The organism is Phormidesmis sp. 146-33, from assembly GCF_052939515.1.
In genome coordinates this window covers 1-15,640 of record NZ_JBJPHU010000051.1, presented here as the reverse complement: position 1 = coordinate 15,640, position 15,640 = coordinate 1, and the positions used below count along the sequence as shown (strand labels likewise).

Below are 15,640 nucleotides of genomic sequence, written 5' to 3'. Positions count from 1 at the left end.
TTAGTGATACTGCAATATGCAGGGGTTTGATCTCCTTGTAGCTAAAAGCATCACGTTTGGTGGAGCAATTTTCGCCTGTCTATGACGAAAGTCTTAGGCGTGATCTGATAGGGTAAAGCCAAAGTTAGAGAGGCTCTATTTACTTCGTTTAGACAAAACCCAAGACGTTTTTCAGATGTGGATGAGGGGATAGAAAACCTATTCTGGTGACATCAAGCAAGGAACGCACTACAAACCGTCTGTTCTGCTTGCAATTCACTTAACTAAACCGGAAGGAAACACCATGTCTACTGAAATCAACTACCACGCTCAAGAACTGTCTGTTCAAGAACTCGATGTTGTAGCTGGCGGTGCTGGAATCGACCAACTACTCGCTAAAGACTTCGATGCGTCCTTTCAGACAGCTTCGATCAAAGATGCTCGCGCTATCAATGTTGGGCCCAATGGCGTTCAAACCGTTGAAGTAACCGAGATTGACCAAACGAAAACAGTTGCTAGTGACGATCTCCTGGCAATTGTCGGCGACTTCTAAGAGTAGCGTTCAACGTCAAGCGAAATTTCAAACACACCAAACATTCAGGAAAACAATCATGTCTAACGAAATCAACCACGCTCAAGAATTGTCCGTTCAAGAACTCGATGTCGTTGCGGGTGGTGCTGGACTCGACCAACTACTCGTCAAAGACTTCGATGCTTCGTTCAACACGGCTTCAGTCAAGGATGTCCGAGCCAATAGTGTCGGTGCAGGTGGTGCTCAGAGTCTTGAAGCAACCGAGATTGACCAAACCCAAACTGTCGCCAGCAATGACCTGATCGCAAAGCTAGGCGGTTTCTAAGCTGTACTCGCAGTTCAATCAAGTCTAAACACACACTAAACAATCAGGAAAACAATCATGTCTAACGAAATGCAGCCCAAATCTCAAGAACTGTCTACCGAAGAACTCGATGTCGTTGCGGGTGGTGCCGGACTCGACCAACTACTCGTTAAGGACTTCGACGCTTCGTTCAACACAGCTTCAGTCAAGGATGTTCGAGCCAATAGTGTCGGTGCGGGTGGCGCTCAGAGTCTTGAAGCAACTGAGATTGACCAAACCCAAACCATCGCCAGCAATGATCTGATCGCGAAGCTAGGCGAGTTCTAAAGACCACTGAACTAGAAGGGACATTCGCTAAGGCAAATCAGTCCGATGGGATACCCCTTCTAGTTGATCTAATCGTAGGAGATTCCATGTCAGATCACGAAATGGCTCCGAATGATGCGCCGTCTCAAGAAATGAGCGAGCTATCAGATGAGGAACTAGATGAGGTGGCGGGTGGTTTGAGCATACGCTTTACACTAGCGCAGTTTCAGCAATCGAAAGTTGCCTTTGCCCAGGAGACACCTCTCGGTGGGTGTGGCCCATCCCGATCAGCCTTTCAATCTGAGAACACGGCATCATCGTTCCTTGAACTCACAATCCTTGATGCAACGACTGAGGATATACAAGCTCTCGGTGGGTTGTTTGGGGGAAATGCCGCGATCGAAGGTTCGGAATAATCCGAGTTTCTATAACAGGTGGGTTAGCAGTTGAGTCCCCTGACTTGGCTGCTTCCGCTGCAATGATCAATAAAAATAACATAGTCAGGAGAAATCATCGAAATGGACAACATGAAGCCAAATAAACCGCTAGAGCTATCGGCTCAAGAGTTGGCGGCAATTGCAGGCGGTAATTCTACATTAAGAGAAGGTGAGAAACCTCCAGGGGGCTTGTATGGCACAGGTGGGATTGAGAAACAGATTAATGACAAGCTGCCTGAGTTGACCCAAAAGATTGATGAATTGCTTGAGCCGAAGTTCTACACCAGTGATGCTCCAGTTGAGTAGCTCGCCAGGTTTGTTGGTCGAGTTGAATCAGGGTCAGTTTGATTGCCTGCTCATGGGACATTCACCGCTCCTAGGCTACAGATGCTCTGTTGAAGGTTGCTTGCATCAAATTCTAGTTGCTTCTACTCTCTTGGGGAGCATCTGTAGTTTTATTTTAAAGATAGGTTTTCCCTACATAAGCTGCATAACTCAGCAAAACGAATCGTGATTGTTATTGGCGCTCTTGTCCTTTCCGATCGATTTCCCCGTTAGCAACATAGAAGGAAGTTAAATTATGACAGAAGTTCTCTTAAAGGAACTAAGTAGTAGCGACATTGACTGGATTTTAGCAACGGGTCGGAGACAAGAAATCGCGGCTGGTATGACATTGATCCGTCAAGGAACACCTGTAGATGCGCTCTATATCCTGCTGGATGGGGCATTGACAGTCACGATCGCGCAGGCGGATGACAACCCGATCGGGCGGGCGTTTGCGGCTCTAGAAGGAGGCGAACTGTCAGGACGAGAAATTGCTAGACTCGCCAATGGTGAAGTTGTGGGCGAGATGCCCTTTTTAGCATCCTACCAATCTTCTACGACGGTCAAGGCACTTAGAAAGTCGTTGGTCTTAATGATTCCACAGCAGCAGCTAGTCGAAAAAATGCAGGGGGACATTACGTTTGCGGCGCATCTTTATCGAGCGATCGCTGTTCTATTAGCGCACCGACTCGAACAGATGGTGAATCAGATTGGTCACAGTACGGTTGTGTTATGTCAGCCGCAGATTCGAGAAATTCTATTTACATTTGCCGAGTTAAACGATAGTGATATTGGCTGGATGATTGCTGCGGGAACTGCTACAAGAATCCCAGCGGGAGCAGTCTTGTTTCATGCGGGAAGACCTGTCGATGCGCTGCATATTCTGCTGGATGGCAAGATGGCAGCCTCGATCGCAGAAGATACTAACAATCCTCTGACTCGCGCTTTTTCCAGCCTAGAACAGACTAATCAGGTTGAGCGTGAGTTTGCCAAATTATCGCGGGGTGACATGGTGGGCGAAACACCGTTTGTTGAAGCAAGTCCGCCAGCGATGACGATTCGGGCGATCGAGGATGCGATCGTGCTGTCGATTCCCCGATGGAAACTGGCTGCGAAATTGCTCAACGATGTAGGATTTGCGGCTCGATTTTACCGGGTGTTGGCGATTTTGTTAGCTGACAAACAGCAGGGCATTATCAATCGGCTAGGCTACGGCAGAATCACCTATAGTTCGGGTCAATCTTTGGATGAAGGCTTAACCTATGAGGATGAGCTAAGTTCTGGATTTTTGGCTCAGGTGACACTAGCAGGAACGCGGTTTGATTGGATGTTAAAACAGATTCGCGGCAATTAAATGAACGCTGCAAATAACACTCAAGCACCGTAAGTTTATAGATTTGTACCAGAGTTTAGAACACTTAATCCTGATGCGATCGATTACCTAATGAAAATTTCAATCATTTGAATGGAGTTAGTATGGTCACGATTCAAAAAAATAATCTGTTTCGCAAAGAAGCGCTTGATCGCTTATCTTCCCCAGAGCGGTTAGACCAACTCATGCAGGTGGTTCAGCCTAAGAAGTGGATTCCATTAGCAGCGATGGGATCTTTGATTGCAGTTGGGTTGACCTGGAGTGTTTTCGGTCGCATTCCAATTACCATTGCAGGGCAGGGCATATTGGTCTTTCCGAGCCAGGTTGCAGCGTTTCAGTCTCCTAGTTCTGGGAAGATTCTTACCTTGAATATTCGTCCCGGCGATCGCGTCAAAAAAGGACAGGTGTTAGCCACGATCGACCAAACTGAACTGCAAGAAAATTTAGATCTGGCACGGGCTAAACTAGCTCAACTTCAAGAGCAAGATCGTACTGCAAATTCACTGCAATTTCAGCGATCGGTGTTAGATAAGGGCGCGATTCAGCAGCAGCGTCAGGCAATTGTACAAAGCTTGGACACTACCCAGTCCGTCACACCCATTTTGCGCGAAAAAGGGCTGAATTCGATTCGTCAAGAACGGCAAAATTTGCAGCAACAGTTGCAGACGACGCAGGATCTCGTGCCCACCTTCCAACAGCGCTTTCAGATTCGCCAACAGTTGCGCCAGGAAGGAGCCGTATCGAGTGATAGTGTTCTGCAAGCACAACAAGAATTTCTCAATAGTAGAACTAAAATCAGTGAAATTGAATCGCAGCTTAAACAGCTTGATGTCAAAGAAGCAGACGCACAGCGACAATTTTTAGGAAACTTGAACGCAGTCAAAGATCTGCAAGCTCAGTTAGCCACACTAGATACCAAACTATCAAGCCAAGCAGAACAAGATTTAGCCATTGCGACGAATCGTAAAAAAGAAATTCAAGATACAGAGCGAACAATCACCCAGCTAGTCTCACAATTAAAAGGTAGTAGTCAAGTAACGAGTAATTTTGATGGACGGGTGTTAGAAGTCGTCGTTGTACCAGGGCAAACACTAGAGGAAGGCGGACGAATTGGTACGATCGAGGCTCAAGACTCTGCTGACAAGTTAGTTGGGGTTGTATTCTTCCCGGTGAGCGAAGGCAAAAAGATTCGCAAGGGCATGGAGTTGCAGGTTACGCCTTCTACGGTCAAACGAGAGCGCTTTGGTGGCATTGTGGCGACAGTGACCAATGTTTCTGCGTTTCCGGTGACTAAGGAGGGCGCGTCGAGTGTAGTAGGGGGTGCTGAAGTCTTGCAGGGGTTGACGGCTCAAGGCCCACAAATTCAAGTGTTTGCCGAGCTTCGCCAAGATCCCTCGACAAAAAGCCGTTTTCAATGGTCATCGTCTAAGGGGCCAGATACCGAAATTACATCAGGAACAACGACTTCAGTGCGCGTCAAAGTAGACGAGCAATCCCCAATTTCCTTTGTGTTTCCAATCCTGCGATCGTGGAGTGGAATGTACTAACTATGCAGCAAGTTCAAGCCTACATTGGACGTGGATTAAGACAAATTCGACGAGTTGTGAGCCGTCCCAATCGTCGCCGTCAAACGCCAACTCTCTTGCAAATGGAAGCAGTGGAGTGTGGAGCAGCAGCACTGGGCATTTTGTTGGGGTACTACGATCGCATTGTTCCCCTTGCCGAATTGCGTCAGGTTTGCGGCGTTTCACGAGATGGCAGTAAAGCCTCCAACATTCTCAACGCGGCTCGAAGCTATGGCTTAAAAACAAAAGGCTTTAAGGTCGATTTGGATGGGTTACGCAAATTAGAATGTCCCTACATTGTCTTCTGGAATTTTAATCACTTTCTAGTCGTTGAGGGCTTTAGTAAAGACAGTGTTTATCTCAATGATCCGGCAACCGGGCCGCGCACTGTTTCACCAGCAGAATTCGATCAATCTTTTACTGGCGTTGTTTTAGTGGGTGAACCGGGGCCAGAGTTTCAGCCTGGAGGACGTAAACCCAGTCTCACTTTGGCATTGTGGGAACGATTACAGAGTTCGATCGGAGCCTTAGTGTATTGTGTCATCGCAGGCTTGCTACTAGTCATTCCTGGACTTGCAATGCCAGCCTTCTCTCAGGCGTTTGTGGACAACGTTTTGATCGAAGGAAGGAATGACTGGCTACAACCCTTAATTTTAGGTATCATCTTCACCGCAGTGTTAAGCGGATTTCTAACATTACTTCAGCTTCAGTTTCTGCGTCGAATGAAAATTAAGCTGGCTGTGGGCATGTCTAGTCGATTTTTGTGGCATATTCTGCGGCTGCCTGTTAGCTTTTATGATCAGCGATTTGCAGGAGAAATTAGTAGTCGGATTCGCCTCAACGATAGTTTGGCAAGTTTACTTTCAGGACGGTTAGCGACAACTGTCATTTCAGCCGTGACCGTGGTTTTCTATGCCGTTGTTATGCTGCAATATGATGTTGTGTTGACGGCGATCGGGATGGCGTTTGTAGTCGTCAATGTCTCTGTTTGGCGATGGGTTTCTCGTCAGCGCGTCGATGGTAACCTGCGGCTAATGCAAGAACAAGGCAAAGTAAACGGGGTTTCCATTTCTGGTCTGCAAAGCATGGAGACGCTGAAGGCATCCGGGCTAGAATCAGAATTCTTTTCGCGTTGGGCAGGCTACTACGCCAAAGCAATCAATGCAAAACAGGAGATGGACAGCACGAACCAAACGCTGGGTGTGTTGCCGTCGTTCTTGACTTCAATTACATCAATGTTGTTGTTAGTCGTCGGTGGATTGCGAGTGATGGATGGCGTTCTCAGTATTGGGATGCTCATTGCCTTTCAATCCTTAATGCAACGGTTTCTAGAGCCTGTGAATAGTCTGGTAGGTTTGGCGGGCGAACTTCAAGAAATGGAAGGGAATCTAGGTCGGCTGGATGATGTGTTGCGGAATGAGATCGACCCCATTGTTCAAAAAGAAATCACTGCGCCGCTTGATGAGCTTTCGGCTGCCAATGTTCGGCTACAAGGCTATATTGAACTTCGCAACCTTACCTTTGGCTACAATCGCTCTGCGCCTCCTTTGATTGAAAATCTAAGTCTTGCGCTCAAGCCAGGTCAACGAGTTGCCTTAGTGGGGGGGAGTGGTTCAGGGAAATCGACGGTTGCCAAATTAGTGTGCGGATTGTATGAGCCGTGGTCAGGAGAAATTTTGTTTGATGGACAATCGAGGGCACAGCTTCCGCGATCGATTATCACTTACTCAATGGCGCTGATCGAGCAAGACATCTCACTGTTTGCAGGCAGTGTCCGAGACAACCTTACACTATGGGATTCGACTGTTCCGTTTAGCAATCTAGTTCGCGCTTGCAAAGATGCGGCGATTCAGGAGGTTGTGCTATCTATGCCGGGAGGCTACAATGCTGATCTGGCAGAAGGGGCAACTAACTTAAGCGGTGGTCAGCGACAGCGATTAGAGATTGCTCGTGCTTTGGTCAACAATCCTGCAATTTTAGTCATGGATGAAGCCACCAGCGCGCTCGATTCTGAAGCTGAGAGAGTGATTGATCAAAAACTTCGGGAACGCGGCTGTACTTGTGTGATCGTGGCGCATCGACTGAGTACGATTCGAGATTGTGACGAGATTATTGTCTTCGATCGCGGCAAAGTCGTGCAACGAGGCACGCATGAAACCTTACAGCAGGTCGAAGGAAAATACTTGCAACTGATTCGCAGCGAAGGGGAAGGAGTTCAGGAGGAATCGTCATGTTAGATCAAGTTCGGACGGTTGGTTTGCCCGGAGAGTACCATTCGCTAAAAGGCAATGAGCCGCTAGTTTTAGATGATCCACAAACAATGTGGGTGGTGAAATCGGGGTCATTGGCACTGTTCGCGATTCCTCTCAGAGAAGGCATTGCAGAAGGAACTCGCCGCTACTTGTTTACCACCCGATCGCGACAAGCCATGTTTGGTATTTCAGGTGATTCTGAAGCATTGCCCTACCAACTACTTGCCGTCTCGATCGAGGAAACTGAGCTACTAAAAGTCTCGATCGCTGATTTTCGAGAATTCCTTGCAGACGGGCATGGGGAAGCACTCACTTTAGCAGAGAGTTGGATTGAGCAACTAGGATTAACACTGTCTGCGGTTGTTCCTCCTACTCTAGTATTTCAAGAGGAAGGGGTGCGCTACTTCTCGCTCACAGAGGGGCAGATCTTTCAACCCCAGCGAGAGCTTGTTTCCTGGGTGCAGCTTCAAAGCGGATATGCAGTTTGGATGGGATTTGAGGAACTACTACTCACACCCCAATCAGGACTGTTGCCAGTGAGTGCCGATATGTGGTTTCAAGCCGGAGATACGATCGAGCTTTCTTGTCAAAAAACGTCTGAAATTGACGATCCCAACACCGTGGTGATGGGAATTTTTCAGCTTCAAATCTATGTGCTTCAAAGTATTTACTTACTAGAGCAACAAGAAACCCATACAGAGCTAAAGCGATTTCAAGAACGGCAACACCTCAATCGTCAAGTCATGGAGGAAACGCTAGGCGAACTTGCTTCATTGCTACAATCACCAAAGTTCACGACTGCTGAAACGGGTGCCAGCGACCCAGATCAAGCGTTACTGATTGCGGCGGGTGCAGTTGGCAAAGTGTTAGGTGTGACGATTCGGCCGCCTGCAAAATCTGAAGATCTGAAGCGAGTTCAAGATCCGCTGCAAGCGATCGCTCGTGCCTCTCGGTTAAGAATGCGATCAATTTCCCTACAGGGTCAGTGGTGGAAAAAAGATTGTGGTGCCATGCTTGCTTACACATCAGAGGATAACCATCCTGTTGCAGTGTTGCCCATCTCAGACACCCACTACGAGATTTTTGACCCCGTTGAGAGAACGCGCACACCGATCACAGCTAAAAGTGCTGCCAAGCTAACCTCGACTGGATATACGTTTTACCGTCCGTTACCGGACAAAGTGCTGACGACGATCGACCTGGTAAAGTTCGCGCTACAGGGACACTATAAGGAATTGCTAGTTGTTCTGACGGCGGGTATAGCAACAACCCTGCTAGGAATGATCACGCCGCAAGCTACTGCTATTCTAATCGACAGTGCCATCCCCGATGCAAATCGCAGTCTGCTGATGCAAATTGCTTTAGCACTAGTAGCAACCGCTTTTGGGAGTACCCTATTTCAACTTGCCCAAGGGGTTGCTATTATGAGAGTTGAAACCTTTGCCGATGCTTCCACTCAGTCTGCTGTTTGGGATCGACTGCTAAATCTCAAAGCCTCCTTCTTTCGGCAGTACTCGATCGGTGACCTCAATTCCAGGGTGAGCGCTGTTAGTCAAATTCGTCAAAAGCTAAGTAGCACAGTTCTGAGAAGTATTTTCACTAGCTTGTTTGCCTTGCTTAATCTCGGTCTACTGTTTTACTACAACCCCGCATTGGCTCTGATTGCGACTGTTGTTGCACTGATTAACATTACCGTAACGCTGGTTTCTGGCATTTCGACGCTCCGCAAGATTCGCCCGCTCATGGAGCTACAGGGACAGCTTTTTGGAGTGATGATCCAATTGATTAACGGTGTGCCCAAACTTCGAGTCGCTGGGGCTGAAGCTCGTGCTTTTGCGTTTTGGGGCAAACAGTACAGTCAACAGATCAAGTGGATGCTGAGTACGCAGGGCATCGAAGATTATCTAGCAGTGATCAATAAAATTCTGCCTGCATTAACCACAGCAACACTCTTTTGGTTTGCGGCGAGCTTTCTTCAGCAATCACAGTCTCAAGAGGGCGGGTTGTCTACAGGTGTGTTTTTAGCATTCAATGCAGCATTTGGGACTTTTATCAGTGGTGCAACAAGTTTGAGTAGTACGGTGGTGGATGTCCTCAAAATTGTCCCTTTGTGGGAGCGGGCGCAACCCATTCTAGAAGCCAAACCTGAAGTTGATTCTGAGAAGGCTGATCCGGGTCGTTTGTCAGGTCGAGTTGTCGTCGATCATGTGATCTTTCGCTACCGAGATGATGGCCCTTTGACGTTGGATGATGTGAGCGTTCGGGCTGAACCGGGTGAATTTATTGCCTTTGTGGGTGCGTCCGGTAGTGGAAAGTCAACGCTATTTCGATTGCTCCTGGGGTTTGATGTTCCTGAATCGGGCACGATCTACTACGATGGACAGGATTTATCAGGGTTGGATGTTCACGCAGTCCGGCGGCAACTAGGCGTGGTAATGCAAAATAGCCGCTTAACCTCCGCTTCTATATTTGAAAACATTGCTAGTGGTGCCATGATCACAATGGAAGAAGCCTGGGAAGCGGCTCGAATGGCTGGCTTTGCTGAAGACATCGAATCTATGCCAATGGGAATGCATACGGTGATCAGCGAAGGAGGAACCAATGTTTCGGGAGGGCAACGACAACGATTGTTAATTGCCCGATCGCTGGCCCTAAAACCCAAAATCCTCTTATTCGACGAAGCCACCAGTGCTTTAGACAATCGGACTCAGGCGATCGTCAGCCAAAGTTTAGAACGTCTCAAAGTTACTCGTATTGCGATCGCTCACCGCTTGAGTACCATTCGCAACGCCGATCGCATCTATGTTTTCCAAAGTGGTCGCGTCGTTCAACAAGGCACCTTCGATCAACTCGCTAACCAAGCAGGATTGTTTGCTGAACTCATGGAACGCCAAAAGCTCTGAGCAGCCTCTAGCAATCGACTAAGTAACGGATGCGCGATCGGTCAACATACTGATTACGCATCTGTTTTTTGAGTAGACTTCCTGCACGAATCATAGATGCCCTCCGATTAAAGTCGGGGCTACAAGAGCAAAGTGTGCCTTCGCACACTAAAGAGGCGATTTTAACCGTTAGTCCACGGAGGTGGACTTTGTTCTGATAGCAGCGATTTCAATCGCCAGGTATTCATGCAGGAAGTCTAGTGTCAACTTTTCTAGAATCGCATGACAAAAGTCATAGAAAATGGTCTGTCTAAAATCACAAATGTCATAGAGAAAGTCACTCATTCGTTGAGGTCAATCCATGACGTTCTTCAGACGTTTATCCTCACTGAAATTTCTAAGATAAAGCTAATTTGAATCGAGAATAAACCAATGAAACGCCTCATCTCAGCTTACACAATTAATCTACTTTCTTTTGCTCAACAATGGCTTGGATCAATCGAAATCTGTCATCCAACTGTGGCTCGATCGCTCTGCAAGCTTATTCCGGGTCGGTGTCCATTTGAGCGAGAGATCGAACTTTTTGGCTACCGAATCCTCTCTATTCCACCGCTTTGCAAATTGAATCCTTTTTATGATCAATTCGTTGAGATCCGGTTCAAATCGCTGTCTTACTTAGCTGACCATTGTGGTGAAGATGTCACTCTCTATTGTTGAAGGTTCTATTGTTAAAGGTTCTATTGTTAAAGGGAAAATCATGACGACTCTCTCTGAAGTTTTCACACTCAATATCAGCTTTGTACTGACCTTACTCCAGTTTAATCCCTCTCTGATTGCAGAGGCGCTGCCCTGCACTAGAGACCACACAAATTTAGCTTCTCTCTCGAATGCTTCCAACACTCCAAGTAGTATCAAAGTCCCCCTAAACCTGCTCCTGTTTCACCTTACCAAATCTAATGAGCCAGCATTCCTTAAATGATTGTCCTCCCGCTTCATTCATGACCGTAGAAGAAGCCTTAGTTCTGCTTGACACGGTACTAGAAGGACAAAACCTGAAGGACATTCAGGAGAAAGTTTTCCGCTATTCTTGGCACGGCTGGACGTATGAGGCGATCGCTCACCAGCTTGGCTACGACACAGGTCATATTCGAGATGTCGGATCTCAACTATGGCAACAACTTAGTCAACTTTTTGGAGAGTTAGTCACAAAAAAAAACCTACAAACTGTTTTGCGACGACAACATCAAAGAAAACAAAAAAGTATCGCTCCTATATATAGTTTTGATAATAGACTAATGATTGCGAGTGATAGTGCGAATACCAACAACTTTACTAGCTCGCTAACCACAAAATCTGATCACAGTGGAGAAGTCTCTCTGGAGGTTGCGGTGTTCTACGGTCGTCGTCAAGAGATCACTCAACTACAACACTGGATAGTTCAAGATCAGTGTCGGCTTATCGCCATTGTTGGAATGGGAGAAATGGAAAGAGACTCTCTGACTACAAAGCTTTCAGAACATTTTCCGCAAAAAGTTAATAGTTTAATTTGGCAGTCTTTAGATCACGCACTATTGCTCGAAGATACATTGCCAATCTTGCTTCAATACTCAGATCAAATTTCGTCACAGCCGATGTCGATCGCAGCCCAGGTTTTCCAACTCATCGAGTATTTACGAACTTCACAATATTTGTTGATCCTAGCGAGAAAAACAACCTATTGAGTACGATCGCAAATCCGACATTTTCCGACTGCCAAACCCCGCTCTAGTTTTTATGGTTAAAGAATCAAACCACAGCTTGGAGACTATTGTGACTCAATCAGAACGCCCAAAAACTCAACCCGAAGCCAGTCTATTTAAGTTTAGCGATCGAGAGGGAGCTACTAACATTGCCTTCTATCCTCAAGCCCCCAAAGCGCAGAGCGGGCGAGAATCTCAGCTTGACTATCGAGGTGTCGAAGGTAGCTTTACGTTTCGAGGGGAGCAAATCACCCAACAACAAAGTAAGCTCGGTTTGCTGATTAGCGTCACCCTCCAGCCTGATGTAGACGCAGGAGAATTGTCACTCACCCTGATACTTCCTCCTGTTAACTTAGCAGGTGAAAAGCAGCAAGACTTTACAACCCTGGCGGTTAAAGCTCGAAGCTTGGGGTTTGTGGTGGATCGATCCGGCGCACAACTCAAGTACGAAGTGCTACCGCTCAAAGGGATTGCTGAGGGTGCTGTGCTGACTGAGCCTGATTCTACTCATACAGACGTTACGGTGACTGATGTCAGCCTAGTTTTGTTAGAGAGTAATCCGCCCCAAGTGCAGATTATTGCTCGCGGTACAGTGCCTTCGACGGGTTGGACAAATCCCCAGTTGGTGCCCGTTGTTTATATCCAAGCGCCTCCCGACTGCATCTATGAGTTTGACTTTGTTGCGACTCCTCCCAAAGAGCCTGCCGCGCAGGTGATTACCGCGATCGTTGCCAGGGGTGTATTTCCGGCTCAAGGACTGCGAGGAGTGCGGGTCAAGGGAGTATTAGCCCTGCTGCAAGGAGACTTTCCAGATTGTAGAGGGGCTGAGAAATAAATTCCCGGACTTTGTTCTGATAGCAGCAGTCGTATAGAAAGTCTAATCAACGATCGCTCAGGATTACGTTTTGATAAATTGCTCTACCACTCAAGTTTTGTGCTGTCAGACATCAGAACTTGATGCCCAAAATAATCAATTAAACCATTACCAGGAGTCAATCATGGACAAGTTACGGTTACGAGGTTTCATGAGTGTAATCATGAGTTTAGTGCTAGTCACAGTAATCGGAATTTACACACCAGCCTATGCTGTGATCGATTGTGATGCAAATCCAACTGCACCCAAGTGTTCGGGAGAACCGATTCCCAAACCCAAGCCCAAACCCATTCCTAAGCCTGCTCCGGCTCCCGCCCCCATTACCAATTATCCAGCCGCGATCGCGTTTATTCTACAACGCTCAGACCTAATCGAACAAACGATCGATACCGTCTGGAGAGACTTTGGCAAAGGAGTTGCTGCACAGCAGATCAAAGACCAACTCAATGGCAAGCGAGTCGGTAAAGGCATGAGAATCAAAGACGTGAATGTCAACCTCAGAGATGTTGGCGTTAAAGAAGTTACGGCCGGCCCTGGTGCCAATCAAGTAAGCGTCAGGGTGGTTGTTCCTCAAAATAACGAGAACTTCCATGTTTCTGTTCCTGTTGTCCCAGATCCCTCCTTCAGAGTGTTTCATACATTGAATATGAATCTGATCTTTTCGGTAGACACCTCCAGCGATCCTATCAAGGTTAATCAACTCTCTGTGCAGGTTGCTGATGCCGACATTCGCGGGTCTAACCTAGTTGGGACAGTTGTTAAATCAGTGGGTGATTTCTTCACAGGAGGCAGCTTTAGTAGTGGTCTAGAGTCTCGCATCAATCAGAATCGTGATCTGACAAATCAACTAGCGGGAACCATCAAGTCTGCTATCGATCGCTTACCCATTCCTCGTTAACCAGACCCAAATTCACCAAACCTCTCGATTACAAATCTAGGAACACCCCCAAATCCCCCACTCAAGGACTTTGAACCAAAACGCTTGCTTTAAAGTCCCCTAGAATTGGGGGTTGGGGGGCAGAAGACCAGGGAGCATCCCAATTGTGTAACATAGTCTTTCTGCCCTCACACTCTCCCCAAGGCTACCGTGTATACATAAGTCGATTGATCTGTACTTGCCGTAATCCTTCGCCCCCTAAATCCCCCAAATTTGGGGGACTTTGAACGCTGATCAGGGTTCTAAATTCTGGAAGTCTTTTTTGCTTAAAGTCCCCCAGAATGGGGGATTTAGGGGGCTGAAGCCGACTAGAACGAAGTGAGTATAGACTTGTGTATACACCGTAGCTCCCCCAAGAGAGGGAACAAGAGATCTGACTCCCTTCTCACTGGGGAGAAAGGCTGGCAAAGCTCTCGCCCCACTTCGTGAGGAGAGCAATCCGAGATCTTGCACAATTGGGATGCTCCCGAAGACCAGAACATCGCAGCGAAAAACCTGCATCGAACTAATGTTTAACTAGAACGATCGCTCCCCTTCTGATTGGCTTCCTAGTCTGGCAGTTAGTGTGTTCCTTTCAGTTGAAATAGAATTTGCGTATATTGCAAGCTGCGATCGATTCTTGAAATTGAGGCGGCTCAGAATACTCGTCACATGCGTTTTCACAGTTCCTTCTGTAATGTAAAGCTGTTGAGCAATTTCACGATTAGTTGCTCCGACAGCCAGCAGCCGTAACACTTCTTGTTCTCGTGCGGTGAGTTCTGATGGCTTGGGTGGAGGCGATCCTGTCGTTTGATCGGGAGCCGATTCCATTGACAACAGTTTGTCAAACAACCCTGGCCCAAATTGAGTGTAGCCATAGTACCCAAAGCGAATCGCATCGGCTAACTCTTTAGAAGGCATATCTTTAAGCAAATATCCTTTTGCCCCGGCTCGAATTGCGCCTGCTAGATACGCATCATCATCAAACGTACTTAAGACCAGAACTTTGACATTCGGGAAATTTTGAGTAATGAGTTTAGTCGCGGTTCGGCCATCCATTTCGGGCATCCGAATATCCATTAGCACCACATCAGGTTGCAGAGCCTCTACCTGCTCTAGAGCAACTTTGCCATTTTCAGCATCGCCCACCACCTGCAAATCAGGCTCCTGTTCTAACATGGCTTTGAGTCCCTGACGAATCAGACTCTGGTCATCAACAATTAACAGGCGAATGGGAGAGGATTCATCACGCTTCATCGGGGCACCTCTGTATGAGTTAGATGGGCGATCGCAGCAGGGTTCAATTAGCACTCGACGAGTCGAGCAATTCCCTGGCACGATCGCGCTTGATGGGTCTCGACTTGTCCTTCAACTCGCCGCCAACTTTTGGGTTGTGGAAGTCGTCGAGTCGTAGTAATAACTTCAACTTGGATTAACTGCTCCATTACATTCACAGGTAGGTACACTGTGGGCAACAGCAGCGTTAGTAACGTTTCGCTTCTTTGATCAAAGTCAGATGTTAAAGTGACGGTGATTAGTCTCCCGATCGTGGTTGCAACCAGGCTAATTTCGTCACCGCTAAAATGGCAGATGCGATCAACATGCAAGGTTTGATAATCAAGTTTTGGAATACCTGTTTGATACTCGATCGAATACAGAATTTCAGTGTCGCGATCGTGAAGAATAAACTGATTGGGTTCAAACACCTGATTGCTCATGATGAGTTCATGGGGAGACGTGCTTGGGGGTCTTCCGCAGATCAGCTTGAATTTCACTTCGACAACAAACTCAACGGTGGGAATGCAGCCCCCAATTTGACAGCCTTACTTTACCAAAGCTGAGAGGCGGCTCACATCACATAAATGTCACGACTTGAGAATGACATCTGTCATGCTGTTTGAGGCAATCGGTCATGTTAAATCCTGTGATGACGACTTTTCTTTACACGGGTGATGTAATACGCTTATGCAGGTGCCTGTTTATCAGTCAGCATTTCCTAACAGATAGGCGTTGGAAAGGTTCTCTCGGATAAGACTTCTAGTTCAAAATCTCTTACGAGTAGGGATTTAGCGGACTGCCCGAATCTTGTACCAAATCAACCAGCAAATGATACTCATAAAAAATCAGTTAATTAACCGATTTCTATCTCTCAGATTTG

The 15,640-nt window shown here is 47.1% G+C and carries 15 protein-coding genes; 13 read left to right on the top strand and 2 right to left on the bottom strand.

The window, feature by feature from the left end; genetic code table 11:
• Positions 1–283 precede the first annotated feature (283 nt).
• From ACJ2PR_RS19870 to ACJ2PR_RS19810, 13 genes are all read left to right on the top strand, one after another.
• Positions 284–532 (top strand): CTB family bacteriocin, encoded by a 249-nt coding sequence (locus ACJ2PR_RS19870; protein WP_446857995.1) that lies wholly within the window; start codon positions 284–286, stop codon positions 530–532.
• Between the two features lie 58 nt (positions 533–590).
• On the top strand, positions 591–836 hold the full coding sequence (locus ACJ2PR_RS19865; RefSeq protein WP_446857994.1) for a CTB family bacteriocin: 246 nt from the start codon (positions 591–593) through the stop codon (positions 834–836).
• Positions 837–893: 57 nt separating this feature from the next.
• The gene (locus ACJ2PR_RS19860) at positions 894–1,142 is read left to right on the top strand and encodes a CTB family bacteriocin (RefSeq protein ID WP_446857993.1); all 249 of its coding nucleotides are present in this window, start codon (positions 894–896) and stop codon (positions 1,140–1,142) included.
• Between the two features lie 86 nt (positions 1,143–1,228).
• Positions 1,229–1,537 (top strand): CTB family bacteriocin, encoded by a 309-nt coding sequence (locus ACJ2PR_RS19855; RefSeq protein ID WP_446857992.1) that lies wholly within the window; start codon positions 1,229–1,231, stop codon positions 1,535–1,537.
• A gap of 111 nt (positions 1,538–1,648) precedes the next feature.
• Complete coding sequence (locus ACJ2PR_RS19850) at positions 1,649–1,864, top strand: hypothetical protein (protein ID WP_446875333.1); 216 nt, start codon at positions 1,649–1,651, stop codon at positions 1,862–1,864.
• 274 nt (positions 1,865–2,138) lie between these two features.
• Positions 2,139–3,236: a cyclic nucleotide-binding domain-containing protein gene (locus ACJ2PR_RS19845; protein WP_446869784.1), complete on the top strand. Its 1,098-nt coding sequence runs from the start codon at positions 2,139–2,141 to the stop codon at positions 3,234–3,236.
• 122 nt (positions 3,237–3,358) lie between these two features.
• Positions 3,359–4,801: an NHLP bacteriocin system secretion protein gene (locus ACJ2PR_RS19840; protein ID WP_446869785.1), complete on the top strand. Its 1,443-nt coding sequence runs from the start codon at positions 3,359–3,361 to the stop codon at positions 4,799–4,801.
• Positions 4,802–4,803: 2 nt separating this feature from the next.
• Complete coding sequence (locus ACJ2PR_RS19835) at positions 4,804–7,056, top strand: NHLP family bacteriocin export ABC transporter peptidase/permease/ATPase subunit (protein WP_446878259.1); 2,253 nt, start codon at positions 4,804–4,806, stop codon at positions 7,054–7,056.
• Positions 7,050–9,974: an NHLP bacteriocin export ABC transporter permease/ATPase subunit gene (locus ACJ2PR_RS19830; RefSeq protein WP_446878258.1), complete on the top strand. Its 2,925-nt coding sequence runs from the start codon at positions 7,050–7,052 to the stop codon at positions 9,972–9,974. The genes ACJ2PR_RS19835 and ACJ2PR_RS19830 overlap by 7 nt, the downstream gene beginning before the upstream one ends.
• Before the next feature lie 411 nt (positions 9,975–10,385).
• On the top strand, positions 10,386–10,670 hold the full coding sequence (locus ACJ2PR_RS19825) for a Mo-dependent nitrogenase C-terminal domain-containing protein (protein WP_446869788.1): 285 nt from the start codon (positions 10,386–10,388) through the stop codon (positions 10,668–10,670).
• Positions 10,671–10,909: 239 nt separating this feature from the next.
• Positions 10,910–11,674, top strand: a complete 765-nt coding sequence (locus ACJ2PR_RS19820; RefSeq protein ID WP_446878257.1) for a hypothetical protein — start codon at positions 10,910–10,912, stop codon at positions 11,672–11,674.
• An 88-nt stretch (positions 11,675–11,762) separates the two neighbouring features.
• Complete coding sequence (locus ACJ2PR_RS19815) at positions 11,763–12,527, top strand: hypothetical protein (RefSeq protein WP_446878256.1); 765 nt, start codon at positions 11,763–11,765, stop codon at positions 12,525–12,527.
• Between the two features lie 163 nt (positions 12,528–12,690).
• A complete protein-coding gene (locus ACJ2PR_RS19810; protein ID WP_446878255.1) occupies positions 12,691–13,464 on the top strand; it encodes a hypothetical protein in 774 nt (257 codons plus the stop codon).
• A 555-nt stretch (positions 13,465–14,019) separates the two neighbouring features.
• Here the strand turns inward: ACJ2PR_RS19810 and ACJ2PR_RS19805 are convergent.
• Entirely contained in the window at positions 14,020–14,739 is a 720-nt protein-coding gene (locus tag ACJ2PR_RS19805; protein ID WP_446857982.1) for a response regulator transcription factor, read from the bottom strand.
• A 47-nt stretch (positions 14,740–14,786) separates the two neighbouring features.
• Complete coding sequence (locus ACJ2PR_RS19800) at positions 14,787–15,200, bottom strand: hypothetical protein (protein WP_446857981.1); 414 nt, start codon at positions 15,198–15,200, stop codon at positions 14,787–14,789.
• Positions 15,201–15,640 lie beyond the last annotated feature (440 nt).

Coding starts and splice junctions, on each gene's coding strand:
- ACJ2PR_RS19870 (WP_446857995.1), top strand. CDS start 284: ATGTCTACTGAAATCAACTACCACGCTCAAGAACTGTCTGTTCAAGAA.
- ACJ2PR_RS19865 (WP_446857994.1), top strand. CDS start 591: ATGTCTAACGAAATCAACCACGCTCAAGAATTGTCCGTTCAAGAACTC.
- ACJ2PR_RS19860 (WP_446857993.1), top strand. CDS start 894: ATGTCTAACGAAATGCAGCCCAAATCTCAAGAACTGTCTACCGAAGAA.
- ACJ2PR_RS19855 (WP_446857992.1), top strand. CDS start 1,229: ATGTCAGATCACGAAATGGCTCCGAATGATGCGCCGTCTCAAGAAATG.
- ACJ2PR_RS19850 (WP_446875333.1), top strand. CDS start 1,649: ATGAAGCCAAATAAACCGCTAGAGCTATCGGCTCAAGAGTTGGCGGCA.
- ACJ2PR_RS19845 (WP_446869784.1), top strand. CDS start 2,139: ATGACAGAAGTTCTCTTAAAGGAACTAAGTAGTAGCGACATTGACTGG.
- ACJ2PR_RS19840 (WP_446869785.1), top strand. CDS start 3,359: ATGGTCACGATTCAAAAAAATAATCTGTTTCGCAAAGAAGCGCTTGAT.
- ACJ2PR_RS19835 (WP_446878259.1), top strand. CDS start 4,804: ATGCAGCAAGTTCAAGCCTACATTGGACGTGGATTAAGACAAATTCGA.
- ACJ2PR_RS19830 (WP_446878258.1), top strand. CDS start 7,050: ATGTTAGATCAAGTTCGGACGGTTGGTTTGCCCGGAGAGTACCATTCG.
- ACJ2PR_RS19825 (WP_446869788.1), top strand. CDS start 10,386: ATGAAACGCCTCATCTCAGCTTACACAATTAATCTACTTTCTTTTGCT.
- ACJ2PR_RS19820 (WP_446878257.1), top strand. CDS start 10,910: ATGAGCCAGCATTCCTTAAATGATTGTCCTCCCGCTTCATTCATGACC.
- ACJ2PR_RS19810 (WP_446878255.1), top strand. CDS start 12,691: ATGGACAAGTTACGGTTACGAGGTTTCATGAGTGTAATCATGAGTTTA.
- ACJ2PR_RS19805 (WP_446857982.1), bottom strand. CDS start 14,739: ATGAAGCGTGATGAATCCTCTCCCATTCGCCTGTTAATTGTTGATGAC.
- ACJ2PR_RS19800 (WP_446857981.1), bottom strand. CDS start 15,200: ATGAGCAATCAGGTGTTTGAACCCAATCAGTTTATTCTTCACGATCGC.